The organism is Isoptericola sp. F-RaC21 (assembly GCF_038593535.1).
Lineage (GTDB): Bacteria > Actinomycetota > Actinomycetes > Actinomycetales > Cellulomonadaceae > Isoptericola.
This window is the reverse complement of the sequence record NZ_JBCFYX010000003.1, coordinates 473,078-497,860: the sequence shown is the minus strand read 5'-3', so window position 1 is coordinate 497,860 and position 24,783 is coordinate 473,078. Positions and strand designations below refer to the sequence as shown.

Annotated in this window: 20 protein-coding genes and 1 tRNA gene; 9 read left to right on the top strand and 12 right to left on the bottom strand. The window is 75.7% G+C overall.

Annotated features, from left to right (window positions below):
* Positions 1 to 152: 152 nt before the first annotated feature.
* Genes AAG589_RS12805 through AAG589_RS12790 form a run of 4 tightly spaced genes read left to right on the top strand, consistent with a single transcriptional unit; the run spans position 153 to position 5,933 of the window.
* Positions 153 to 2,210 (top strand): glycosyltransferase, encoded by a 2,058-nt coding sequence (locus AAG589_RS12805; RefSeq protein WP_430567629.1) that lies wholly within the window; start codon positions 153 to 155, stop codon positions 2,208 to 2,210.
* Entirely contained in the window at positions 2,207 to 3,571 is a 1,365-nt protein-coding gene (locus AAG589_RS12800; RefSeq protein WP_430567628.1) for an O-antigen ligase family protein, read from the top strand. The genes AAG589_RS12805 and AAG589_RS12800 overlap by 4 nt, the downstream gene beginning before the upstream one ends.
* Complete coding sequence (locus AAG589_RS12795; RefSeq protein WP_430567627.1) at positions 3,568 to 4,707, top strand: glycosyltransferase family 4 protein; 1,140 nt, start codon at positions 3,568 to 3,570, stop codon at positions 4,705 to 4,707. The genes AAG589_RS12800 and AAG589_RS12795 overlap by 4 nt, the downstream gene beginning before the upstream one ends.
* The gene (locus AAG589_RS12790) at positions 4,704 to 5,933 is read left to right on the top strand and encodes a glycosyltransferase (protein WP_430567626.1); all 1,230 of its coding nucleotides are present in this window, start codon (positions 4,704 to 4,706) and stop codon (positions 5,931 to 5,933) included. Before AAG589_RS12795 ends, AAG589_RS12790 begins: the two co-directional genes overlap by 4 nt.
* Here the strand turns inward: AAG589_RS12790 and AAG589_RS12785 are convergent.
* The 11 genes from AAG589_RS12785 to AAG589_RS12735 form a co-directional block, all read right to left on the bottom strand.
* Positions 5,851 to 7,089 (bottom strand): glycosyltransferase, encoded by a 1,239-nt coding sequence (locus AAG589_RS12785; RefSeq protein WP_430567625.1) that lies wholly within the window; start codon positions 7,087 to 7,089, stop codon positions 5,851 to 5,853. The two genes, AAG589_RS12790 and AAG589_RS12785, sit on opposite strands and share 83 nt — an antisense overlap.
* Positions 7,086 to 8,819, bottom strand: a complete 1,734-nt coding sequence (locus AAG589_RS12780; RefSeq protein ID WP_430567624.1) for a CpsD/CapB family tyrosine-protein kinase — start codon at positions 8,817 to 8,819, stop codon at positions 7,086 to 7,088. Before AAG589_RS12780 ends, AAG589_RS12785 begins: the two co-directional genes overlap by 4 nt.
* Entirely contained in the window at positions 8,816 to 10,063 is a 1,248-nt protein-coding gene (locus AAG589_RS12775; protein ID WP_430567623.1) for a glycosyltransferase, read from the bottom strand. The genes AAG589_RS12780 and AAG589_RS12775 overlap by 4 nt, the downstream gene beginning before the upstream one ends.
* 194 nt (positions 10,064 to 10,257) lie before the next feature.
* Positions 10,258 to 10,860, bottom strand: a complete 603-nt coding sequence (pth, locus tag AAG589_RS12770; protein ID WP_430567622.1) for an aminoacyl-tRNA hydrolase — start codon at positions 10,858 to 10,860, stop codon at positions 10,258 to 10,260.
* Between the two features lie 112 nt (positions 10,861 to 10,972).
* A complete protein-coding gene (locus AAG589_RS12765) occupies positions 10,973 to 11,587 on the bottom strand; it encodes a 50S ribosomal protein L25/general stress protein Ctc (RefSeq protein ID WP_430567621.1) in 615 nt (204 codons plus the stop codon).
* A gap of 327 nt (positions 11,588 to 11,914) precedes the next feature.
* Positions 11,915 to 13,066 carry a glycosyltransferase family 2 protein gene (locus AAG589_RS12760; RefSeq protein WP_430567620.1) on the bottom strand — a complete coding sequence of 384 codons (1,152 nt, stop codon included), beginning with the start codon at positions 13,064 to 13,066 and terminating at the stop codon, positions 11,915 to 11,917.
* Positions 13,067 to 13,134: 68 nt separating this feature from the next.
* A complete protein-coding gene (locus AAG589_RS12755) occupies positions 13,135 to 14,118 on the bottom strand; it encodes a ribose-phosphate diphosphokinase (protein WP_430567619.1) in 984 nt (327 codons plus the stop codon).
* On the bottom strand, positions 14,115 to 15,752 hold the full coding sequence (gene glmU, locus AAG589_RS12750) for a bifunctional UDP-N-acetylglucosamine diphosphorylase/glucosamine-1-phosphate N-acetyltransferase GlmU (RefSeq protein ID WP_446719735.1): 1,638 nt from the start codon (positions 15,750 to 15,752) through the stop codon (positions 14,115 to 14,117). Before glmU ends, AAG589_RS12755 begins: the two co-directional genes overlap by 4 nt.
* Positions 15,753 to 15,899: 147 nt before the next feature.
* Positions 15,900 to 15,971 (bottom strand) — tRNA-Gln (locus AAG589_RS12745).
* A gap of 146 nt (positions 15,972 to 16,117) precedes the next feature.
* On the bottom strand, positions 16,118 to 17,353 hold the full coding sequence (locus AAG589_RS12740) for a sensor histidine kinase (RefSeq protein WP_430567618.1): 1,236 nt from the start codon (positions 17,351 to 17,353) through the stop codon (positions 16,118 to 16,120).
* A complete protein-coding gene (locus AAG589_RS12735; protein ID WP_430567617.1) occupies positions 17,350 to 18,048 on the bottom strand; it encodes a response regulator transcription factor in 699 nt (232 codons plus the stop codon). Before AAG589_RS12735 ends, AAG589_RS12740 begins: the two co-directional genes overlap by 4 nt.
* A gap of 153 nt (positions 18,049 to 18,201) precedes the next feature.
* Between AAG589_RS12735 and AAG589_RS12730 the strand changes: the two genes are divergently transcribed.
* The 3 genes from AAG589_RS12730 to AAG589_RS12720 are packed head-to-tail and all read left to right on the top strand — an operon-like array spanning position 18,202 to position 19,884.
* Positions 18,202 to 18,708, top strand: a complete 507-nt coding sequence (locus AAG589_RS12730) for a DM13 domain-containing protein (protein WP_430567616.1) — start codon at positions 18,202 to 18,204, stop codon at positions 18,706 to 18,708.
* A 56-nt stretch (positions 18,709 to 18,764) separates the two neighbouring features.
* A complete protein-coding gene (locus AAG589_RS12725; RefSeq protein ID WP_430567615.1) occupies positions 18,765 to 19,235 on the top strand; it encodes a hypothetical protein in 471 nt (156 codons plus the stop codon).
* A gap of 49 nt (positions 19,236 to 19,284) precedes the next feature.
* Positions 19,285 to 19,884, top strand: a complete 600-nt coding sequence (locus AAG589_RS12720; RefSeq protein ID WP_430568024.1) for a TetR/AcrR family transcriptional regulator — start codon at positions 19,285 to 19,287, stop codon at positions 19,882 to 19,884.
* Positions 19,885 to 19,959: 75 nt separating this feature from the next.
* Here the strand turns inward: AAG589_RS12720 and fdhA are convergent, their stop codons facing one another.
* A complete protein-coding gene (gene fdhA, locus AAG589_RS12715; RefSeq protein ID WP_430567614.1) occupies positions 19,960 to 21,183 on the bottom strand; it encodes a formaldehyde dehydrogenase, glutathione-independent in 1,224 nt (407 codons plus the stop codon).
* Positions 21,184 to 21,329: 146 nt separating this feature from the next.
* On the opposite strand from fdhA, the gene fdhD reads away from it, so the two are divergent.
* Positions 21,330 to 22,259, top strand: a complete 930-nt coding sequence (gene fdhD, locus AAG589_RS12710; RefSeq protein WP_430567613.1) for a formate dehydrogenase accessory sulfurtransferase FdhD — start codon at positions 21,330 to 21,332, stop codon at positions 22,257 to 22,259.
* The gene (locus AAG589_RS12705) at positions 22,256 to 24,592 is read left to right on the top strand and encodes an FdhF/YdeP family oxidoreductase (protein WP_430567612.1); all 2,337 of its coding nucleotides are present in this window, start codon (positions 22,256 to 22,258) and stop codon (positions 24,590 to 24,592) included. Before fdhD ends, AAG589_RS12705 begins: the two co-directional genes overlap by 4 nt.
* Positions 24,593 to 24,783: the final 191 nt, after the last annotated feature.

Here is a 24,783-nt window from a genome sequence, read left to right as displayed (position 1 = left end):
GCCGCGGACCGGTGGCTGCGAAGCCGCTTCGACGCTAACCAGGGCGCGCCGCGGACCGTGAGGGTTGCCCGGGGTGAAAACCCCCGGGACCCCGGGTGATTGTGTCCCCGCGTCGTTCCCCGCTCCGGCGGCGACGGCGAGGATCGGGAGGCATGAGAGTCCTGCGCTTCTCGCACAGTGCCGTCGTCGACGCGTGGCGGGAACGGGAGCGCGAGCTGCGGCTGCGCGGCGTCGACGTCGCCCTGTTCGCGGCGCGGGCCTGGGACGAGGGCGGGCGCCGCGTGCCGCTCGTGGCGCGGGACGGCGAGGACGTCGCCGGGCTGCGCACCTGGGGCACCCACCCCGCCCTGTTCGTGTACGACCCGCGCGACCTCTGGCACGCGCTGGACTCGCCGCACGACGTGCTCGACGTGCACGAGGAGCCCTTCGCGCTGGCCACGGCCGAGGTGCTGGCGCTCGCCTGGCTGAGCGCCCGCCTGCGGGGACGGGCCCCCGCACCGTTCGTCGTGTACTCGGCGCAGAACCTCGCCAAGCGGTACCCGCTCCCCTTCCGGGCGGTGGAGCGGTGGGTGCTGCGGCACGCCGCCGCCGTGAGCGTGTGCAGCGACCAGGCCGGCGAGGTCGTCCGGGCCAAGGGCGCGCGGGGCCTGGTCCGCACCGTCCCCCTCGGCGTCGACCTGGGGCACTTCCGGCCAGACCGCGCCCCCGGCGAGGACGACGGCCCGACGCCCGGCGTGGTCCGGGTCGGGTACGCCGGGCGGCTCGCGCCCCACAAGGGCGTCGACACCCTGCTCGCGGCCGTGCGCGACGAGCCGCGCCTGCGCCTCGACGTCGCGGGCGACGGCCCGGACGCCGCCGCGCTGCGGGCCGCCGCGCGACCGCTGGGCGACCGGGTCCGCTTCCGCGGCGCGCTCGACGACGCGCGCCTCCCGGAGTTCTACCGGTCCCTCGACGTCCTGGCGGTGCCGTCGCGGCGCACGCCGGGCTGGGTGGAGCAGTTCGGCCGCGTGGCGGTCGAGGCGATGGCGTGCGGCGTGCCGGTCGTGGCGACCTCGACGGGCGCCCTGCCGGACGTGGTCGGCCCGGCCGGGCTGCTGGTGCCGCCGGACCACCCGGGGGCGCTCCGCGAGGCGCTGCTCGCCGCCGGCACGGACCCGGCCCTCGCCCAGCGGCTGCGCGCCGCCGGGCGGGCCCAGGCCGCGCGGTGCGCGTGGCCCGCGGTCGCCGCCGCCTACCAGGACCTGTACGAGCACGCGTGCGCCGGATCGCAGGTCCGCCGGAGGGTCCTCCCCGCCGCGCCCGAGCCGCCGGAGGTCGTCGTCGTCGCCTACGGGACGCCCGACCGGCTGCGCGCCGCGCTCGCCCCGCTGGTGGGGCGGCTGCCGCTGACCGTGGTGGACAACTCGTCGCTGCCCGAGATCAAGGAGATCGTCGGGATCGCGGGCGGGCGCTACCTCGACCCGGGGACCAACGGCGGCTTCGCCGCGGGTGTCGACCACGCGCTCGCCCACCGGCAGCTGCCGGGCCGGGACGTGCTGCTGCTGAACCCCGACGCCGTCATCGGGGCCGGGGAGATCCTCGCGCTGCAGCGCCGCCTGCACGACCACCCGCGGACGGCGAGCGCCGGGCCGGCCCAGGTGGACGACGACGGGCGGCCCGCCCGCGTGGCCTGGCCGTTCCCGTCGCCCGCGCGCACCTGGCTGGAGGCCGTGGGCCTCGGCCGCGTGCACGACCGCACGGCCCGCGACGGCTACGTGATCGGCGCGGTGCTGATGCTGCGCGCGGACGCGCTCGCCGACGTCGGCCCCCTGGACGACCGCTTCTTCCTGTACGCGGAGGAGACCGACTGGGCACGCCGGGCCAGCGCGCGCGGGTGGCGCCACGTGCTGGCGGACGACGTGGTCGCGCGCCACGCGGGCGGGGCCACGAGCAGCGACCCGTCGCGCCGCGAGACGCACTTCCACGCGTCGCAGGAGCGGTACCTGCGCAAGCATCACGGCGCACTGGGCTGGCAGGTCGCGCGCGTCGGCGCCGCCGCCGGGTCGGCCGCGCGCGCCGTCGTGCTGCCCGACGCCGACGCGCGTCGCGCCGCCCGCCGCCGGCTCGGGCTCTACCTGGCCGGCCCCCTCCGCGCGGAGCGGCGGCTCGTCGCGGCCGGGCCCGGCGGCCCCGCGGCCGGCGTCCGGGCGAGCTCACCGGCGGCGCCGTGACGCGCTCGCGGTTCGCCGCCGTGGTCCGGACCGACCGGCGCACCGAGCAGGTCGTGGTGGCGGCGGCCGGGGCGGCGGCGCTCGGGGTCGTGGCCGCGGCGACGGCCTTCGACCCGACGTGGGGGCTGGGCGCGGCCGCGCTCGTGCTGACGCTCGGCCTCGTCGCCTGCTCCCCGTCGGCCACGATCGCGTTCGTGATGCCCGCCCTGACCCTCGTCCCCCGGGTGGGCGCCGCCGGGGTGGACCTGTCGATCAGCGACTTCGCGCTGGCGGCCGCGTTCGGCATCGCGCTCGTGCTGGGCCGTCGCCCCTTCAGCCGTCCGGTGCGCTCGATCCTGTGGCTCACCGCCGTCTATCAGGCGGCCACCCTGTTCACGGTGGTCGCGAACCCGTACGCCGCCAACACGGTCGAGTGGTTCCACGCGTGGCTGCTGGTGGGCGGCGCCGTGGTCGTCGGCTGGGCGGCCGCGCGCGACGGGCACGGGCGGCTCGCGACGAACCTGCTCGTCGCGCCGATGGTCGTCGTGGCGGTCGCGGCGATCGTGAAGGGCGCGCCCGGGATGCTCGCGGGCGCCCCCAGCCCCGTCTACCTCGACGCGCCGTTCAGCCTGCACAAGAACGCGCTCGGCGACATCCTCGCGTTCGGCGCGACCATCGCCTACGCGCGCCCGCGCTGGCTGGGCTGGAACCGCCCGGTCGCGATCGGCCTCTTCCTGCTCTTCGCCGCGGGCATCGCGGCGGCCCAGTCGCGGCAGGCGATGGTCGGGCTCGCCGTGGCGGTCCTCGTGCTGATCCTGCGCCCGGAGCCGGGCCGGCACCGCAGCCGGCTCCCGCTCCTCGGCATCCCCGTCGCGGTCTGGTACGTGTGGCAGACCGTCGCGGAGCAGCTCGCGTCGGGGAACACCTTCAACTCCACGTACCAGCGGCTCACCTGGTTCGAGCAGTCGCTCGCGGTGTGGAACTCCAACGAGTGGTTCGGGGTGGGGCTGCGCTGGTGGACGGCGGGCCGCACGGAGTTCGAGTTCCAGCCGCCCAACGCCGAGCTCGAGGTGCTCAGCTCGGCCGGCACGGTGGGCCTCCTCGGCTTCCTCGTGATGATGATCGGCGTGCTCGTCGTCGCCTGGCGGGTCGACCCGCGCTACGGGACGCTCGCCGTGGCCGTGGTCGCGAACCGGATGGTGCAGGGCCAGCTCGACCTGTTCTGGGTCGCGGTCCAGACCTCGCTGCCGTTCGTGATCGTGGGCCTGTGCCTCGGCGCGCAGGCGCACGACGCCGAGCGCCTGCGGCCCGCGCTGCCCGCGGCAGTCCTCGCCGGGGCGGGGCCGGGGAGCGGCACGACCGACGGCCGGGGGCCGCGGTGACCGGCGCACCGGGCGGGCCGCTCACCGTGGTCCACGTCGTCGTCTCGGGCGCGTTCGCGGGCGTGGAGGCGCACGTCGCCCGGCTCGCCCGCGCGCAGGCGGAGCACGGCGACCGGGTCGCCGTCGTCGGCGGCGACGTCGGCCGGGTGGGCGAGGCGGCCGGCCCCGGGGTCCGGGTCCTCGCGGGCCGCTCCCCGCGCGAGGCGTGGGCGTCGCTGTCGGCGGTGCGCGCCCGGGCCGACGTCCTGCACGCGCACATGACGACGGCGGAGCTCCTGGCGGTCGTCGCGGCGCACGCGACGACCGGGCACCGGGTTCCCGTGGTGGCCACGCGGCACTTCGCGCAGGTCCGCGGCCGCAGCCTGCCCGGGCGCGCCGCGGCGCGCGTGATCGGGCCCCGGCTGGCGGCGCAGATCGCGATCAGCGGGTACGTCGCGGCCGCGGTCGACGGGCCCAGCGTCGTCGTCCCGCCCGGGGTGCCCGGGCCCGTCGGCGGGTCAGGCGGACCGCGCGCCGCGGACCGTGAGCCGGTCGTGCTGATGGTGCAGCGGCTCGAGCCCGAGAAGCGCACGGACCTCGGCGTCCGGGCCTTCGCCGCCTCCGGCCTGGCCGCGCGGGGATGGCGGCTCGACGTGGCGGGCGGCGGCTCCCTCCGGGACGACCTGGAGCGGCTGGTGCGTGCCGGCGGGCTGACCGGGAGCGTCCGGCTGCTCGGGGAGCGTCGCGACGTCGCCGACCGCATGGCCCGGGCGTCGCTGCTGCTCGCCCCGTGCCCGGCGGAGGGCCTCGGGCTGAGCGTGCTGGAGGCGATGGCCGCGGGCCTGCCGGTGGTGGCCGCGGCCGCCGGCGGCCACGTCGAGACGCTCGGCGGGCTCGACCCCGCGGCGCTCTGGCGGCCGGGCGACGCGCTCGACGGCGGGCGGTGCCTGGCCGTGCTCGCCGGGTCGCCCACGCGTCGCGACGCGCTCGCCGACGCCGCGCGCGACCGCCAGCGCCGCGACCACACCCCGGCCGCGCAGGCGGCCGCCACGGACGCCGTCTACCGCGACGCGCTGCGCCGCGCGCCGGGACCGCGCGCGGCGGGATGGCGCGCCGGCCGCGGGGACGCCGTGCTCGGCTCCGGGCGGCCGTCGTGACCGGCCGCGGCGTCCGGGACGTCGTGCTGGTGTCGCTGGAGCCGTGGGACGACGTGTGGCGCCGCAACCAGCACCTCGCCGCGGGCCTGCTGCGCCGGTTCCCGCGGGCGCGGCTGCTCGTGGTGGAGCCGCCGCGCGACCCGGCCCACGACGCCCTGCGCCGCACCCGGCCCCGCACCGGGCTGGGGCTGCGCGCCGGGCCGCCGCTGGACGGCGTGGCCGCGGGCCGGCTGTGGCTGCTGCAGCAGACCAAGTGGCTGCCGCGCCGCGCCGACCCCGGGGGCGACCGGCGCCGGGCCGTCGGGGTGCGGCGCGCGGCGGCCCGCGCGGGGCTACGACGGCCGGTGCTGTGGGCCAACGACCCGGGCGCCGCCGACGTCCTCGCGGTCACGGGCTGGCGCACGGTGTACGACGTCACGGACGACTGGACGAGCGCGCGCCGGCCCCCCGCCGAGCACGCGCGCCTCGTCGCGGCGGAGGCGGCGCTGCTCACGGGTGCCCGGGAGGTCACCGTCTGCTCGCCGGCGCTCGCCGAGCGCAAGGGCGGCGCCCGGACCCGCGGGCCGGTCACCCTCGTCACCAACGGCGTGGACCTCGCCGCGTACCGCCGCCCGCGCCCGCGCCCGCGCGACCTGCCCGCCGGACCGTGCGCGGTGTACGTGGGCACGCTGCACCGCGACCGGCTCGACGTCGACCTGTGCGTGCGGACCCAGGCCGCGCTCGCGGGGGCGGGGACCCTCGTGCTCGTGGGGCCGGTCGCGCTCGACCGTGACGACGCGGCCCTGCTGCGGGGCGCCGGCGTCGTGCTGACGGGCGCCCGGCCGTTCGACGCCGTGCCCGCCTACCTCCAGCACGCGGCGGCGCTCGTGGTCCCGCACGTGGTGGACGGCTTCACCGACAGCCTCGACCCGCTCAAGCTGTACGAGTACCGGGCGGTGGGGCGGCCGGTCGTGACCACGCCCGTCGCGGGGTTCCGCGACGAGGGCGGGGCCGGCGACGCGACCGGGGACGGGGACGGGAGCCCGAGCGGCCCCGCCGTCACCGTCGTGGACGCACCGGGGTTCCCGGCCGCGGTCCGCGGCCGGCTGACGCACCCGCGGCCGTCGGCGCCGGCCGACGACGTGCCCACCTGGGAGGGCCAGGTCACGCGGTTCGCGGCGGCGCTGGAACGGGCCGCCGCCGCCGGGCCGGTGCGGGACGGGCGGCCCGTCTCCACACCGCGCTGACGGTCCGGGCCGTCTCCGCCACGGAGAACCGCGCCAGCGCGACGGCGTGCGCCCGCGCCGCGACGTCGTGCGCGGCGCGGGGGTCGTCGAGGACGGCGACGATCGCGTCGGCGAGCGCCTGCGGGTCCCCCGGGGGCACGAGGCGGCCGAGCGGCGGGTCCGCGGCGCGCAGGATCTCGGGGACCCCGCCGGCGTCGGTGGCGACCACGGGCACGCCCCGCACCATGGCCTCGACCACCACCTGCCCGAACGGCTCGGGGACGGGGGACGCGTGCACGCACAGCGCGAGCGAGTCGAGGACGGCGGCGGGGTCGGCGGCGAAGCCCGCGAGCTCGACCCGCCCCTCGAGGCCCAGCCGCCGGACCTCCGCCTCCACCTCGCGCGCGTAGCCCTCCGCCCCGAACGCCGGGGCGCCGACCAACCGGACGACGACGTCGGGGTGGTGCGCCAGCACGGCGGGCGTCGCGCGGACCAGCTCGAGCTGGCCCTTCGTCGGCGAGAGGCGGCCGAGCAGCCCCACGACGCGCGGGCGCCCGGACGGCGGGCCGGGCGGCGCCGGCCGGGCCTGCTCGGGCGCGAAGCCCGGGTACGCCACGGTCAGGTCGCGGACCCCCGGCAGGGTCGCCGCCGTCGCGCGCGAGTTGGCGACCACCGCCCGCGGCCCGCGCCGGGCCACGGCCCGCAGCACGCGGACGACGGCGGGCGGCAGGTAGTCGGGCGCGACCCGGTCGTGCACGTGCCACACCACGGGCACGCGGCAGGTCCACGCCGCGACGAGCCCCAGCACGTCGGCCTTGAGGGTGGTGGTGTGCACGACGTCCGGTCGGGCGGCCCGGACGACGCGGCGCAGCGCGACGACGGTGCGGGCGGCGGCGGCGACGCGGCGCAGGGCGCCCGCGGAGGGCGTCGTGAGCGTGCCGCGGGCCGCGGTCACGAGCGCGGGGTCGGCCGCCACCACCCGCACGGGGGTCCCGGCGTCCTCGAGGAGCGCGACCAGCGGCCCGTCCGCGAGCAGGGCCGCGCGGACGTCGACGCCGGCGGCGTCCTGGCGCAGCGCCGCGCAGAGGCGGACCAGCGCGAGCTCCGCCCCGCCGAGCTCGGCGGTGTGCCCGACGACGAGCACCCGCAGCGGTCCCGGCGGGCGCGGGCCCCTCACCGCTCCGGGTTCCCGCGCTCGCGCGGGCGAGGCTCCGCCTGCTCGGGGCCGAGCGCGACGGTGTCGCTCGACCGCGACGTGGACGTGACCCGGGGCCAGTGCGGCCCGCGGGCCGGTGCGGCCGCCCGGGCCGCGACCACCGTCGGCAGCCGGACCGTCGCGGTCCCCACCGGGTCACCGCCGTGGTCACCGTCACCGTCGCCGTCCTCGTCGCTCTGGTCGCCGGGCCCGCCGGCCGTCGCGGCGGGCGCCGGCGCGTGCTCCTCCGGAGGCCCGCCGGCCGCGTCGTACACCGACGCGTACAGGGTGCGGCGGTCGCCCTTGACCCCCGAGAGCGCGACTCCCGCGAGCGGCACGTTGTTGCCGCGCAGGCGGTCCGCGGACTCGCTGAGCACCACCCGGTCCGTCCTGCCGACGGTGGCGATCAGCACCGCGCTGTCGGCGTACCCGCCGAGGATGGTCGCGTCGGCGGCCGCGAGCACGGGCGGTGCGTCGATCACGACGATCTCCGCCCGCTCGCGCAGGCCGTCGACGAGCGCGCGGGCGTCGTCGGTCGCGAGGTAGTCCGCCGGGTCCATGGCGACGTGCGGCACGGGCACCACCTCGAGCTGCGGCACGCGGGTGGGGCGCGGCGCCTGCGGGTCCCCGTCCCAACCGGCGGGCGGCGGCAGGAGCGCGTCGAGCTCCGGGCGGCGCATGTCGGCCTGCAGGATCGCCGTGCGGCGCCCGCTGAGGGCCCACGACGCCGCGAGGTTGGCCGCGATGAACGACCGGGGAGCCGCCGGGTCGGTCGCCGTGACGAGCACGATCGCGTTCTCGCCCTCCGGCAGCGCCACGTGCAGGGCGGTGCGCAGCTCGCGGATCGACTCGGTGAACGGCGACGCCGTGCGGCTGGAGATCGGCAGGGTCCCGGTCGCGCGGGCGTCCTTGAGCGAGCTCTTCACGCCGGAGAGCTCGGCGAGCACGGGCAGGCCGGTGAGCTCACCGGCCTGGGTCGCGCCGCGGACCCGGAAGTCCAGGCCCCGGCGGGCGAACGCGACCCCGATCCCGGCCAGCAGCCCGGCGAGCACGCCGAGGGCGAGGACCGTCGCGGGCGGGATCCCGAGGGACACGGCCGTGTCCGCCGGCGTGGCCACCACGGCCACCGCCTCGGACGCGCGGATCGAGTCGAGCATCTGCTGCTCGCCCACGAGCACCTGGTACTGCCCCTCGATGGTCGTGAGCTCGGTCTGCGCCAGGGCGTCGGACCTGCTGCTGCGGTCCTTCACCGTGCGGTACTGGTCGCGCATCCGGCCGAGCCGGGAGTCGATCTCCTCGAGCTGCGCGTCGAGCACGGCGGGCAGGTGCGCGACGTACGCCGCCGCGACCGTGTTCGCGACGGCGACCGCCTCCTCGGCGCTGCCGCCGCGCGCGGTGACCGTCACGTTGCTGGGCTCCGAGCCCGTGGCGGCCGTCACCGTCAGCGACCCCGCGTCGGTGCCGAGCTCGGCCGCCGCCGCCCGCTCCACCTCCGGGCCGGTGGCGAGGTCCGGGTCGTCGTCGACCGTCATGACGACCGCCTCGGAGTCCGGCGCGGCGTCGGCCTCCCGCAGCTGCACGGTCGCCGTCGCCTCGTAGACCTCCTCCTGGCGGTCGAGGTACACGAACGCGGCGACGAGCACGACGACGAGGGTCACCGCGACGAGGTACTTGCCGTCCCACACGGTACGGAAGAACTCCCGCACGGTCATCGGACGGCCACCTTCCCCGCGGTGCGGGTCGCGCCGGCCATGCCGACGACGGCGGGCACGGCCGGCACGGCCTGCACCGCCGGGCCGGGCACGAGGGGCCGCTGGTCGAGCACGACCTGGCGCAGGCGGTCGAGGAACCGGGGCACCCCCAGCCGCTGGACGTGCGCGTCGATCGCGCCGTCGTCCCACCGGGTCGCGCGGGCCTCGTCGATCGCGCGGGCCACCGACGCGGGCGTCACCGCGTCGAAGTACACGCCGTTGACGCCGGGGACCACGGTGTCGAGGTAGCCGCCGGCGCGGAGCGCGGCGACCGGGACGCCGAACGCTCCCGCCTCGAGCGGCGTCAGCCCGTAGTCCTCGTACGACGCGGCGACGAGCAGCGCGGCGCGGCGGTAGAGCCAGCGCAGCTCGGCGTCGTCCACCCGGCCCGCAAGCACCACCTGGCCGGGCCGACCCCGGGCGGCGATCCCGGCGAGCCGGGCGCGGTCGGGGCCGTCGCCGACGACCACGAGGCGGTGCCCGGTCTCGAGCGCGGCCCGCACCACGACGTCCACGTTCTTGTACGGCAGCAGCCTCGCCACGCACAGCAGGTAGCCGCCCGGCTCCCCGCCGTCGGCGGCGGGCAGGGCGCGCGGCCGCCGCTCCGGACCGTCGGGCGCGAGCGCCGGCGGCGGAGGCAGCACCTCGGCGTCGATGCCGTAGGCGGCGACCACCGCGTCCCGCGTGACCGTCGAGTTGGCGAGGTACACGTCGGCGCGGCGGGCCGCCCGCCGGTCCCAGTCGCGCAGGCGGGGGGCGAGCGCCCCGAGCGCCGCCCGCGCCGCCGCGGCGCGGAGCCGGTCCGCCGCCCCGCCGGCGGGGGCGTGCGCACCCAGGTAGCGCTCCGCCTGGTAGAGCCACCGCGCCGGGGCGTGGCAGTAGACGACGGTGCGGCGCGCGCCGCGGTACCCGTGCGCCCAGCCCGTCGAGCTGGCGAGCAGCACGTCCCCCTCGACGCGCTGCCGGTCGACGGCGGCCGCCAGGGCGGGCAGCGCCAGCCGGTGGTGACGCCGCAGCGCGCGCACGCGGTCGAGCGGGCCGGGGCGCAGCGGGACGTCCGCGAACTCGGGGAACGTGCCGCCCGCGTCGTACAGCGTCGTGTACATCGGCGAGCCGGGGAACGCCTGCGCCAGGAGCAGGGCGACACGTTCCGCCCCGCCTCGCTGCGTCGCGTAGTCGTGGGCGAGCACCACACCGTCGGTCATCGGGCCTCCCCTGCGGTCGCCGCCGTAGGGCGCGGCGGCTCCGTCAGGTTATGGCGCCAGGACCTCGATCCGGCCCGGTTCCGGGGGTACCTCACCCGGGTGAATCGCCCCGGGCACGGGCCGCCCGAGGCCGACGTCGGCGCCGGGTCGGGGCCCTCTCACACCTGGTCTCACACCTGGTCTCACACCTGGTCTCACACCTTGGTGTGGAACTTCCCCTGCGCGGCGAGGAGCCCCTCGACGAGCACCATCTCGACGGCGTCGGCGGCGTCGTCGACGAGGATGGGCAGGTCCTTGCGCTCGGTGGCGGAGAAGTCCTTGAGCACGTGGTCGGCGGTGTCCATCCGGCCGGGCGGGCGCCCGACGCCGACGCGGACGCGGACGTAGTCCTTGGTGCCGAGGGCCTTGGTGATGTCGCGCAGGCCGTTGTGCCCGCCCTCGCCGCCGCCGGACTTGAGCTTGATGGTGTCGAACGGGATGTCGACCTCGTCGTGCACGACGACGACCTGCGCCGGGTCCACGCCGTAGTACTTCGCGAGCCCGGCGACGGGGCCGCCCGAGGTGTTCATGTACGTGGTGGGCTTGGCCAGCACCACGCGCGGACCGGGGCGCCCGCCGGGCAGGACGCCGAGCCGCGTCTCCGCGACGACCGCCTGCGCGCGGGCGTGCCGCGAGAACCGTGCGCCGGTGCGCTCGGCGAGCAGGTCGAGCACCATCTGCCCGACGTTGTGCCGGTTGCCCGCGTACTTCGGGCCGGGGTTGCCCAGGCCCACGACGAGCCACGGGGTGTCGGTCACGGGCGGTTCCTCTCGACGTCGCCACCAGAGAACGCTGTGAGCGCGATCTCGGGGACTATCCACGGGTGGACAGTCCCCGAAATCGCGCTCACAGCGCCAGGGATCGTGCTGGTCAGCCCTCGGTGGACTCGGCGGCCTCGGCGGACTCCTCGGCGGCCTCGCCCTCCTCGGCCTCGTCCTCGGCGACCTCGCCGCGCGGCTCGGAGACGGCGACGACGGCCGCGTCCGGGTCGGTCAGCAGCGTGGCGCCCTCGGGCAGGGCGACGTCACCGGCGGTGACGTGCTGGCCGGCCTCGAGGCCCTCGATCGACACGTCGACCGACTCGGGCAGGTTGGTGGCGAGGGCCTCGACCGACAGGGTCTGCGCCTCGACGAAGTGGATCGTGCCGGGGGCCGACTCGCCCACGATGTTCACGGTGACGTCGACGGCGATCTTCTCGCCGCGGCGGACGATCAGGAAGTCGATGTGCTCGATGGTGCTGTTCACCGGCGTGCGCTGCACGTCCTTGGCGACGACGAGCTCGGTCTTGCCGTCCAGCTCGATGGAGAACAGGGCGTTCGAGTGACGCATGGCGAGCATGGTCTCGTGGCCCGGCAGCGTGACGTGCACCGGGTCGGTGCCGTGCCCGTACAGGACGGCGGGGATCTTGTTCTCGCGACGGATGCGGCGGGCGGCGCCCTTGCCGAACTCGGTGCGGGCCTCGGCGGCGAGCTTGATGTCGGACACGTGGATCACTCCTGGGATGTCTGTGCGTGCCGACGACCAGAGGGAGCCGTCGGCCGTCCACGAGGTGGGTGGTCCCCGCGAACTTGCGGTTGCGTCGGCGTGGGACACGTGACGGACGCGATCGGAGCGCGCCGTAGGGCACCCGCGAGTGGACGCGGTGCACCGACAGCCGCCCAGTCGATCACGGAAATCCGACGGATCCAGCTCTGATGGTGTCGCTGGCCCGGGCAGGATGACCCTGCTCGACCTGCGCCCGTCAGACGTCCCTCGCCGAGGCAACCGGACGAGTATAGCCCCCTCGCGGCGGGGCGTGTCAGGCCGGTGGCGTCAGGGCTGTGCGCGCTCGCCGGGGCGCTCCCCCGAGCGGGCCCGCGCCGCACCGCGCGGGCGGTAGACGACCTGCGCCTGGAAGACGAACCGCACGACGAACGCGACGAGGATGAGCACCGCCTGCACCAGCTCCGGGTGCGGCACCGCGCGCTCGACGATCCACCACAGCAGCAGCGTGCGCACCGCGGCCTCGGTGCCGTTGAAGGCGAACGACCGCACGAAGCGGCCCCAGAACCCGTGCGCGCCCTCGCGCAGGTCGGCGAAGACGAACCGCTCCTGCAGCAGGAAGTTGAGGACGATCGTCACGACGTTCGCCCAGATCACCGCGGGCAGGTAGTGCACGCCGGCCGCCTGGAGCCCCGCGAGGATGGCGAGGTTGAGCACCGCGCCGAGCGCGCCGATGATCGCGAACGGGGACAGCCGCCCGAACCGCAGCAGCGTGAGCTGCTGCACGTACCGCAGGCCGTTGGCGACGGTGGCCTTGGACCGCCCGGCGAAGCGCTCCCCGAACACGAACGGCTCCTCGACGACCGCGAGCCGCTGCCGGGCGAGGATCTCCAGCAGGATCTTGAACCCGCGCGGGCGCAGCGCGGCGAGGTCGACGGCGTCCGGCCGCACCACGAAGAACCCGGTCATGGGGTCGGAGACGGCGCGGAGCTTGACGGGGAACATCGACCGGGCGAGCAGCCCGGACGCCTTGGAGACCCAGCGCCGGTAGCGGCCGTCGAGGCCGCCGGCGTCGCCCCGGCCGGTGTACCGGGAGGCGACGACGACGTCGGCGCCGGTCTCGCGGGCCGTGGCGAGCAGCACGGGCACCATCTCGGGCGGGTGCTGCAGGTCGCCGTCCATCACGACGACACGCTCCCCGGCGGCCGCCTTCAGCCCGGCGACGACGGCGCCGGAGAGCCCGCCGTCGGGCACCTCGCGGTGGATCATGCGCACGGGCAGCGGCGCCGCGGCGGCGACCCGCTCGATGACCTGCGGGGTGTCGTCCCGCGAGTCGTCGACGAACAGCACCTCGGCCCCGCCGGGCGCGACGTCGGGCCCCTCGCCGTCGGGGCCCAGCGCGGCGGCGAGACGGCGGACCAGCTCCGCGACGTTGGGCCCCTCGTTGTAGGTGGGGACCACCACGGTCACGTCGATCGTCATGTCACCGCGCCTCCCCTCGGGGGACGCCGCGGCCCGGGGCGGCGTGCGCCCCGGGCCGTCGGCGTCGCTCAGGCGTTGCCGTCGAACAGGCTCGTCACGGAGCCGTCGTCGAAGACCTCGCGGATGGCGCGGGCGACGAGCGGGGCGATGGACAGCACGGTGAGCTTGTCGAACCGCTTGTCCGCAGTGATCGGCAGCGTGTCGGTGACGACGACCTCGGCGGCGCCGCACTCCTGCAGCCGCTGCGCGGCCGGGTCGGACAGCACGCCGTGCGTGGCGGCCACGGTGACGGAGCGAGCGCCGGCGTCCATGACCACCTTGACGGCCTCGGCGATGGTGCCGCCGGTGTCGATGAGGTCGTCGACGAGCACGCAGTCACGGCCCTCGACCTCGCCGACGACGCGGTTGGCGACGGCCTGGTTGGGGCGGGTGACGTCGCGCGTCTTGTGCACGAACGCGAGCGGGCAGCCGCCCAGCTTGGCGGCCCACTGCTCGGCCACGCGGATGCGGCCGGCGTCGGGCGAGACGACGGCCACGTTGGACAGGTCCACCCGGGTGCGCACGTAGTCGACCAGCACGGGCATCGCCCACAGGTGGTCCACGGGGCCGTCGAAGAAGCCCTGGATCTGCGGGGTGTGCAGGTCCACGCTGAGGACGCGGTCGGCTCCCGCGGTCTTCAGCATGTCGGCCACGAGGCGGGCCGAGATCGGCTCGCGGCCGCGGCTCTTCTTGTCCTGGCGCGCGTACGCGTAGAACGGGGCCACCGCCGTGATCGAGCGCGCCGAGCCGCGCTTGGCGGCGTCGACCATGAGCAGCTGCTCCATGAGCCACTGGTTCACGGGCGCGGTGTGGCTCTGCAGCAGGAAGATGTCCGAGCCGCGCACCGACTCGCTGAACCGCACGTACGTCTCGCTGTTCGCGAAGTCGTACGCCGAGACGGGCAGCAGCTCGATGCCGAGCTCCTTCGCCACGGCCTCCGCGAGCTCCGGGTGGGCCCGACCGGTGGCGAGGACGAGCGTGCGCTCGCCGGTTCCGGGGATGAAGTTGTTCATCGCTGCGTGCTTCCTTCGGTCGGGTCGGAACTGTCGGCGGGGTCGGTCGAGGCGGCGGAACCCTGGTCGGCGGGAGGCACGACCGGGATGGCGCCGGTGAGGGCATTGTGCGCGGCGAGCTGCTGCTGCGCCTGCGCGCCGAGCTGCTGGTCCGAGCCCTCGGCGCGGGCACGGCCGGCCGCCTCGGCCGCCGGCGTCCCGGGCCAGCGGCGCTCCACCCAGCCCTCGACGTTGCGCTGCTGGGCGCGGGCGACGCCGAGCGCCCCGGCCGGCACGTCCTTGACGATGACGGACCCGGCGCCCGTGTAGGCACCGTCGCCCACGGTCACCGGCGCGACGAACATGGTGTCGGCGCCCGTCTTCGCGTACGAGCCGATCACCGTGCGGTGCTTCGTCTGCCCGTCGTAGTTCACGGTGACCGCCGCGGCGCCGATGTTGGTGTGCTCGCCGATCGTCGTGTCCCCGATGTAGGACAGGTGCGGCACCTTGGAGCCCTCGCCGATCTGCGAGTTCTTGACCTCGACGAAGGTGCCGATCTTGCCCTTCGTCCCCAGCTCGGTGCCCGGCCGCAGGTAGGCGAACGGGCCCACGCTGGCGTCCGGCCCGATCACGGACAGCGAGCCGTGCGTGCGCACCACGGTCGCGCCCGGGCCCACCTCGACGTCGGTGAGCGTGGTGTCCGGGCCGATCGTCGCGCCCGAGTCGACCTTGGTGGCACCGTGCAGCTGCGTGCCCGGCAGCAGGGTGACGTCGGGCGCGAGCTCGACGTCGACGTCCACCCAGGTGGTCGCCGGGTCGACGACGGTCACGCCGGCCCGCATCCACTCGGTCAGCACGCGGCGGTTGAGCTCGGCGCCGAGGGTGGCCAGCGCCACGCGGTCGTTGACGCCCTCGACGAGCATCGGGTCGTCGCTGAGCACGGCGCGCACGGCGCCGCCCTCGGCCCGCGCGGACGCGACGACGTCGGTGAGGTAGACCTCGCCCTGCGCGTTGTCCGTGCCCAGGCCCGCCAGGCCGCGGCGCAGCACCGCGGCGTCGAAGACGTAGACCGAGCTGTTGATCTCGCGGATCTCCCGCTGGGTGGGCGTCGCGTCCTTGTGCTCCACGATCGCCTGCACGTCGCCCGTGCCCGCCTCGCGCACGATGCGGCCGTAGCCGGTGGCGTCGGCGACCTCGGTGGTGAGGATCGTGACGGCGTTGCCGTCCGCGTGGTGCGCGGCCAGCAGCTGGCCGAGCGTCGCGCCGTCGAGCAGGGGGATGTCGCCCGCCAGGACGACGACGGCGCCGTCCAGGCCGTCGCCCAGCGGGTGGTCCCCGCCGTTGGCGTGGTCGGCGTGCAGCTCGTCGTCGACGGCGTCGTCGTGCACGAGCTGGGCGGCCCGCCCGGCGTGCGCGCGGGCGTCGAGCGCGTCGAGCGCGCACTGCACCGCGCGGCCGGTGCCGGGGATCTCGTCCTGATCGACGACGAGGGCCGCCGGGTCGATCTCGGCCGCGGCCGCCGCGACGAGCTCGCGCTCGTGCCGCACGACGACGGCCACCTGGAGCGGGTCCAGCTCGCGCGCCGCCGCCATCGCGTGGCCGAGCATGGTGCGGCCGGCCAGGGCGTGCAGCACCTTCGGCGTCGCGGACCTCATCCGCGTCCCCTGCCCCGCCGCGAGGACGACGACGGCCGCCGGTCTCGCGTCGGTCGAGCTGGTCGACACGTCTGCTGCGGCGTCCGGTCCTGTCGAGACCACGGGTGCTCCGTCTCTTCTCGGGTGTGCTGGGTCGATGGTGCCGAGCTCCGCCCCCAGGACTCGAACCTGGACCAAAGGCACCAAAAACCTCTGTGCTGCCGATTACACCAAGGCGGATCGGGCCCCCGGGCCGGGTTCGCGCCCCAGCAGGCGCGGCACCGTCGGGCGTCCGTCCTCAGTCTGCCAGGTCGGAGCGACCGCCCCGGCACGCGTCCCGGCCCTCGACACCCGCGGGCGCCGTGGCGCGCGCCACACTCGGGCGGTCAGGGGCGGGCCCCCGCGGGGGTCTCGCCGCGCGGCAGCGTGACCGCGAGCTCGAAGCCGTCGGGCACGTGCGCGGCGGTGACCTGGCCGCCGTGGGCCTCGACGATCCCGCGCACGATCGCGAGGCCGAGACCGGCGCCGTGCCCGGTGCCCGGCCCACCGCCCGGCCCATCGCCCGGCCCATCGCCCGGCCCACCGTCCGGCCCACCGTCCGGCCCGGTGCTGCGGGCCTGGCTCGCCCGCCAGCCGACGTCGAAGAGGTGGCCGAGGTCGGCGGCGTCCACACCGCTGCCGTGGTCGAGCACGCTGACCACGAGGTGGTCGTCGTCGCGGGTGTGCGCGGAGACGAGGATCTCGGAGCCGGCCGGGGCGTGCCGGACGGCGTTGGCGAGCAGGTTGCCGATCGCCCGGGTCAGCTCGCGGGGGTCGGCCCACAGCAGGTGGCCCTCGACGCCGGACTGCACGATGCGCACGCCGCGGCGGGCGGCCGCGGCCTGGACGTCGACGACGGCGTCGGAGACCAGGTCGAGCAGGACGACGAGCTCGCGCTGCAGGCGCAGCGTGCCGCTCTGCAGGGTGGACAGCTCGAAGAGGTCGTCGACCATGGCGGTGACGGTGTCGACCTTGGCGCGGACGGTCCGCACGTAGGCGTCCCGGTCGGGCGCGACGTCGTCGTCGAGCGCCTCGGTCATGGCGCGGATCCCGGCCAGCGGGGTGCGCAGGTCGTGGGAGATCCAGGCGAAGAACTGGCGGCGCGCGGCGTCAAGCTTGTCGATCTCCGCGCGCGCCGCGGCGAGCCGCTCGGACGTCTCGACGAGCCGGGCGTGCAGGTCGTCGAACTCCTTCCAGCCGGCCGCCGCCGGGGCCACGACGCCGCCGTCGGCGATGCGCTGCGCGGACCGGGTCAGGGTGCCCACCGAGCGGCGCACGGCGCGGGTCGTGGTGAACCAGGCCGCGGCCAGGCTCAGCACGGTGGACACGACGATCACGGTGCTGAGCACGACCAGGTCGTGGGTGGAGATGAACATCTCGACCATCACGGCCACGACCGACGCGACGATCGAGGCCACCGCGGCGGCCACGACGACGGCGAGCTGGGACGCGACCGGCCCGCGCCGGTTCCAGCGCAGCACCAGCAGCGCGAGCGCCGTCACGACCGCGGTGCAGACCGCGGTCGTGAGGACGATCAGCCCGACGTCCGCCGGGCCGAGCATGCCGTCGAACATCCCGGTCATCGGACGTCACCTCGCGGGGTGAAGCGGTAGCCCACGCCCCACTGGGTGCGCAGGTACACGGGGTAGCGGGGCTCCGGCTCGATCTTCTCCCGCAGCCGGCGCACGTGGACGGTCACGGTGGACGCGTCGCCGAAGCTCCACCCCCACACCTCGCCCAGCAGGTCGTCGCGGGCCAGGACCTGGTCGGGGTGCTGCACGCAGTACAGCAGCAGCTCGTACTCGCGGGTGGTCAGCGCGATCTCCTCGCCGTGCCGCCACGCCCGACGGTGGCCGGGGTCGATGCGGAAGTCCCCGACGGTGAACGCGTCCCCCGGGGCGGCCGGCGCGCGCCGCCGCAGCTGGGCGTCGACCCGCAGGCGCAGCTCCTTGAGCGCGAACGGCTTGGTGACGTAGTCGTCCGCGCCGCGCTCCAGGCCCCGGATGCGTTCCTCGACGGCGCCCAGCGCGGTGAGCATGATGACCGGCAGGTCGGAGGTCCGGCGCACCTCGCGGCACAGGTCGTCGCCGGTGACGCCGGGCAGCATGCGGTCCACGACCAGCACGTCCGGCAGGTCGGCGCGCAGCGCGTCGCGCGCGCTGCGGCCCTCGCTGTACAGGGCGATGTCGTAGCCCGCCGCCCGCAGGTAGTCGCCGACCACCGTGCGCACCGCCGCGTCGTCCTCCACGACCATCACCCGCGCCCGTCCGCTGCCCATGCACCGCACAGTACGCAGGCGCCGCGGGCACGCCCCCCGGACCTTACGAGGCTGAAAGAACGCCCCCGGCCCCCGCCGCGCGGTGCTTGCCTCGTGCTCGTCGCAACCATCGGGCCGCCCTGCGGGGACCGGCCCCGGACAGAAGGACACCTCATGCGTGCGAAGGCACTCACCACCGCCGGCCTCGTGGCCCTGGCCCTGACCCTCACCGCCTGCGGCGCCGACGACGGCGCCGACGCGGGCTCCGGCGACGACATGACGCCGACCGCCACGGAGTCGATGCCGTCCGACGACATGCAGAGCGACGACATGCAGAGCGACGACATGGCCAGCGACGGCATGCAGGGCGCGGACGCGATGGCCCGGCACGGCTCGTTCGCCGGGCTGAACGACAAGTCCGTCGAGGGCACGGTCGCCGTCGACGGCGACACCCTCACCCTGGAGGGCTTCTCCTCCGACGAGGGCCCCGACCTGCACCTCTACCTCGCGAACGGCACCGACGAGGCCGCGGTGTCCGCCGGCACCGAGCTGGGCGACGTCGCGTGGGACGAGGCCTCGCAGACGTTCACGCTCGACGGCGTCGACGCGAGCGGGTTCACCGACGTCGTCGTGCACTGCGACAAGGCCAAGGCCGTGTTCGGCGCGGCCACCCTGATGTGACGGCTGATGTGACGGCTGATGTGACGGCTGATGTGACGGCTGACGTGACAGACGCCGTGAGCACCGCCCGCGCGCGGATCGCCCCGGCCCTCGCCGGGGCGGCCCGCGTGACCCTCGGCCTGCTGTGGCTGCACGAGGGGATCCTCAAGTACCGCGCCGGGTTCGGCGCCGCCGACGTCGGGTTCGTCGTCGACGGCGCGGCGAGCAACCCGCGGGTGCCCGGGTTCTTCCAGGCGTTCGTGGACGCGAGCCTCGCCGCGGCCCCCGGCCTGTTCGGCGCGCTGCTGCCGCTGCTGGAGACGGCGCTCGGCGTCGCGCTCGTCCTCGGCGTGCTCACCGCGCCCGCCGCGGCCGTGTCCGTCGTCGTGCTGGCGTCGTACTGGCTCGCCGACCTGCTGGTGTGGCAGTACCCGGCGATGGTGCTGCTGTCCGTCGTCGTACTGGCGTCCCGGGCCGCGGCCGGCGCCTGGTCGGTGACGTCGCTGGTCGCCGTCCTCGCGTCCCGGCGGCGCGCCCGGGCACAATGACCTCATGCCCTCCGACTCCCGAGCGCCCAAGCGTCCGCCGCGCGCCCGGATGACGGCGAGCCAGCGGCGCGAGCAGCTGCTCGCGGTCAGCCGCGGCCTGTTCGCCGAGAAGGGCTTCGACGGCACCAGCGTCGAGGAGATCGCCGCGCGGGCCGAGGTGTCCAAGCCGGTGGTCTACGAGCACTTCGGCGGCAAGGAGGGCGTCTACGCCGTCGTCGTGGACCGCGAGGTGCGCGCGCTGACCGCCGCGCTGTCCGGCGCGCTCGAGCAGGGGGGCCACCCCAAGGTGCTGGTGGAGCGCACGGCGCTGGCCCTGCTCGGGTACATCGAGGCGTCGGAGGACGGCTTCCGCATCCTCGTGCGCGACTCCCCCGTCGCCCAGGCGACCGGCACGTTCTCCAGCCTCATCGGCGACGTCGCCACGCAGGTCGAGCACATCCTGGGCGACCAGTTCAAGGCGAACGGCCTGGACCGCAAGGCGGCGCCGCTCTACGCGCAGATGCTCGTCGGCATGGTCGCGCTCACCGGGCAGTACTGGCTCGACGCCCGCAGCCCGGACAAGGCCGAGGTGGCGGCGCACCTGACCAACCTCGCCTGGAACGGGCTGTCCGGGATGGTCAAGAAGCCGGAGCTCACGAAGCTCCGCTGACCCGGGCAGGAACCTTCTGTCGGTCGAGCCTGTCGAGACCCGGTGGTCTCGACAGGCTCGACCGGCGCTGGCTGCTCACCGGCCGTCGAGGTACCCGTTCGCGTTGATGACGTACTTCGTCGCGGCGCCGGCGTCGAACTCGGCGTACCCCTGCGGGGCCTGGTCGAGGGTGATCGCCTTCGCGTTGACGTTCTTCGCGATCTGCACGCGGTCGTGCAGGATCGCCTGCATCAGCCCGCGGTGGTACTTCATCACCGGGCACTGGCCGGTGGTGAACGCCAGCGACTTGGCCCACCCGGTGCCGAGGCTGAGCGACAGCGACCCCTTCTTCGCGGCCTCGTCGATGCCGCCCGGGTCCCCGGTGACGTACAGCCCCGGGATGCCCAGCGCGCCGCCCGCCGCCGTGATGTCCATCAGCGAGTTGAGCACGGTGGCCGGCGCCTCGTGGCCGGAGTCCGCCCCGTGCCCCTTCGCCTCGAAGCCGACGGCGTCGATGGCGCAGTCGACCTCGGGCACGCCCAGGAGCTGCTCGATCTGCTCCCCCGGGTCGCCCTTCGTGAGGTCCACCGTCTCGCAGCCGAACGTGCGGGCCTGCGCCAGCCGGTCTGCGTTCATGTCCCCGACGATGACGACGGCCGCCCCGAGCAGCAGCGCCCCGGTCGCGGCGGCGAGCCCCACCGGCCCCGCCCCGGCGACGTACACGGTGGAGCCGACGCCGACCCCGGCGGTCACGGCGCCGTGGAACCCCGTGGGGAAGATGTCGGACAGCATCGTGAGGTCCATGATCTTCTCGAGCGCCTGGTCCTTGTCGGGGAACCGCAGGAGGTTCCAGTCGGCGTACGGCACCAGCACGTAGTTGGCCTGCCCGCCGACCCATCCGCCCATGTCGACGTACCCGTACGCGCTGCCCGGCCGGTCCGGGTTCACGTTCAGGCAGATGCCGGTCTTGCGCTCCTTGCAGTTCTTGCAGCGGCCGCACGCGATGTTGAACGGCACGGAGACGAGGTCGCCCACCTTGACGAACTCGACGTCCCGGCCCACCTCGACGACCTCGCCGGTGATCTCGTGGCCGAGCACGAGGTCCTGGGGCGCCGTCGTGCGCCCGCGGACCATGTGCTGGTCGGACCCGCAGATGTTGGTCGCGACCGTCCTGAGGATCACGCCGTGCGGTACCTGCCGGCCGACGTTCGCCGGGTTCACGCCGGGCCCGTCCTTGAGCTCGAACGTCGGGTAGTCGATGTCGATGACCTCGACCTCGCCCGGACCCTTGTACGCGACCGCGCGGTTGGTGTCTGCCATGGTGCTCCTCCTCGAACACGCCCGGCCCGGTCTGAGCCGGTCTCCCGACCGTAGGCGCGCCGCGCGGCGCAGGCAGGTCGGGCGCGGGTGAGGTTTCCCCGGGGGCTGCCGTTGTGCCCGGCGCGGGGGTCTGCTAGGCCTGCGGTATGACCCGCGTCACCGTCCGACGCCGCGTCAGGCGCGTCACGATCGGCGGCCGCACCGCGCGCCGCGACGACCTGCTCGCGGGCGAGGAACCGCTGGAGATCCGCGTGGGAGGACGCTCGTACGCGGTGACGATGCGGACGCCCGGGTACGACGTCGAGCTCGCCACCGGCTTCCTCGTCTCGGAGGGCGTGGTGACCGACGGCGCGCAGGTCGCGGGCGCGCGCTACTGCGCCGGCTCCCCCGGCGGCCGGGGCACCGAGAACACGTTCAACGTGCTCGACGTCGCCCTCGCCGCGGGCGTGCGGCCGCCGGACCCGGCGCTCGCCCGGGAGTTCTTCACCTCCAGCGCGTGCGGCCTGTGCGGCAAGGCGTCGATCGACGCGGTGTTCACCCGCAGCGCGTTCGACGTCGCCGGCGACCGGGTCCGGGTGGACGCCGCGCTGCTCGCGTCCCTCCCCGACCGGCTGCGCGCGGCGCAGGACGTGTTCGCCCGCACGGGCGGCCTGCACGCGGCGGGGCTGTTCGACGCCGCGACGGGCGAGCCGCTCGTGGTGCGGGAGGACGTGGGTCGGCACAACGCCGTCGACAAGGTGGTCGGCTGGGCCGCCGCGGCCGGGCTGCTGCCCCTGCGCGGCACGGTGCTCGTGGTGTCCGGGCGGGCCAGCTTCGAGCTCACGCAGAAGGCCGTCATGGCGGGGGTGCCCGTGCTCGCCGCCGTGTCCGCGCCCTCGTCCCTGGCGGCCGAGCTCGCGGACGACGCCGGCCTGACGCTCGTCGGCTTCGTGCGCGACCCGACGCTCGTCGTCTACGCCGGCGACCACCGCGTCGTCGAGGCCGCCGGCACCGGGCACGCCCACGAGGCCGATGACGCGCACGACGACGGGCACGACCGGCACGTGCGCCGGGACCGGAGAGGGGACGCCGCATGACCACCGAGCAGCCGGAGGACGTCCGGGACGCGGGCGAGCCGCTGGAGCCGCAGCCCGACGAGGTCCGCCCGCCGAAGGACTGGGCGGCGGGCGTGCCCGGCATCGTGCACGCGCTGGTCCCGGCGCTGCGCGACATGGGGCCGTCGCGCACCGCACGCCTGCTGCTGTCGATGAACCACCGCGACGGCTTCGACTGCATGAGCTGCGCCTGGCCGGACCCGGACCGGCGCAAGCCCGCCGAGTTCTGCGAGAACGGCGCGAAGGCCGTGACGTGGGAGGCGACGCCGCTCGTCGTCGAGCCGGCGTTCTGGGCCGAGCACCCCGTCTCGGACCTGCTCACCCGCACCGAGCACTGGCTGGGGCAGCAGGGGCGGCTCGTCGAGCCGGTGCACAAGGCCGCCGGGTCCGACCACTACGTCCCCGTCTCGTGGGACGAGGCGTTCGCGATCGTCGCCGACCGGCTGAACGCCCTCGACTCCCCCGACGAGGCCTCGTTCTACACGAGCGGGCGCACGTCCAACGAGGCCGCGTTCGTCTACCAGCTGTTCGTGCGCGCCTTCGGCACCAACAACCTGCCCGACTGCTCCAACATGTGCCACGAGTCCACGGGGGCCGCGCTGGGCGAGACGATCGGCGTCGGCAAGGCGACGATCACCTACGACGACTTCGCCCTGGCCGACCTGATCGTGATCATGGGCCAGAACCCGGGCACCAACCACCCGCGCATGCTCACCGCGCTCGAGGAGGCCAAGCAGAACGGGGCGAGCATCGTCGCCGTCAACCCGCTGCCCGAGGCCGGCCTGAAGCGGTACAAGAACCCGCAGACCGTGCGCGGGCTCGCGGGCCGCGGCACCGGGCTCGCCGACCAGTTCCTGCAGATCCGGCTCGGCGGCGACATGGCCCTGCTGCAGGCGGTGTCGAAGCGGGTGCTCGACGCCGAGGCCGCCGCGCCCGGCACCGTCCTCGACCACGAGTTCCTCGCCGAGCACACGTCGGGGCTCGAGGCGCTCACCGCCCACCTGGCCGACCTCGACGAGGACGCCGTGCTCGCGGCGACGGGTCTCACGAGCGCCGTGATCGACGAGCTCGCTGACCGCTATGTGCGCGCCGAGCGCGTCATCGTCACCTGGGCGATGGGCCTGACCCAGCACGCCAAGGCCGTCCCCACGATCAAGGAGATCGTCAACCTGCTGCTGCTGCGCGGGAACATCGGCCGTCCCGGCGCGGGCGCGTCGCCGATCCGCGGCCACTCCAACGTGCAGGGCGACCGCACCATGGGCATCTGGGAGCAGATGCCGGACAGCTTCCTCGACGCGCTCGACGCCGAGTTCGGCATCACCTCGCCCCGTGCGCACGGCCTCGACGCCGTCGGCACCGTGGAGGCGATGGCGGCCGGGCGCGTGAAGGCGCTCGTGGCCCTCGGCGGCAACCTGGTCGGCGCGATCTCCGACACCGGCGCCGCGGAGGAGGCGGTGCGCCGCGCCGACCTCACCGTGCAGATCTCGACGAAGCTCAACCGGTCGCACGCCGTCGTCGGCAAGGAGGCGCTCATCCTGCCCACGCTGGGGCGCACCGACATCGACCGGCAGGCCTCGGGCGAGCAGATGGTCTCCGTCGAGGACACCGTCTGTGCGGTGCACGCGTCGCACGGCAAGGTCGAACCGGTGGCGCCCGGCCTGCTCTCGGAGGTCTCGATCGTCACGCGGCTGGCGCGCGCCGTGCTCGGCGCCCGGCCCGGCGGACAGGGCTCGACGGACCGCCCCGTGGACTGGGCCGCGATGGAGCGCGACTACGACGTGATCCGCGACCACATCGCCCGCGTCGTGCCGGGCTGCGAGAACTACAACGCCCAGCTTCGCCGGCCGAACGGCTTCCGACTGCCGCACGGGCCGCGCGACTCGCGCACCTTCCCCACCGACGACGGCCGCGCCCACCTCACCGTCAACGAGCTCGCCCCGGTCGAGTGCCCGCCCGGCCGCCTGCTGCTGCAGACCATCCGCTCCCACGACCAGTTCAACACCACGATCTACCGCCGCGACGACCGCTACCGCGGCATCAAGGGCGGCCGCGCCGTCGTGCTCGTCAACCCCGACGACCTCGCGGACCTGGGGATCGCGGACGGCTCCACCGTCGACGTGCACGGCGAGTACCACGACGGCGTCGACCGCGTGCTGCGCGGCCAGCGCGTCGTCGCCTACCCCACGGCGCGCGGCTGCGCGGCGGCCTACTTCCCCGAGGCGAACGTCCTCGTCCCCCTCGGCGCGACCGCCGAGACCAGCCGCACGCCCGTCTCCAAGGCCGTCGTCGTCCGCCTCGAGCCCTCCGCGAGGTAGTCCGGCTCGCCGCGAGGTAGTCCAGATCCTGCCGAGGTAGTTCGAGAGGCCGCGAGGTAGTCCGGCTCCCCGCGAGGTAGTTCGAGAAGCCGCAAGGTAGTTCGAACCCTCGCGAGGTAGTTCGGATCCAGCCGAGGTAGTCCAGATCGCGCCGAGGTAGTGGTCCGGTCGACGACCTCGGCACGAGATCA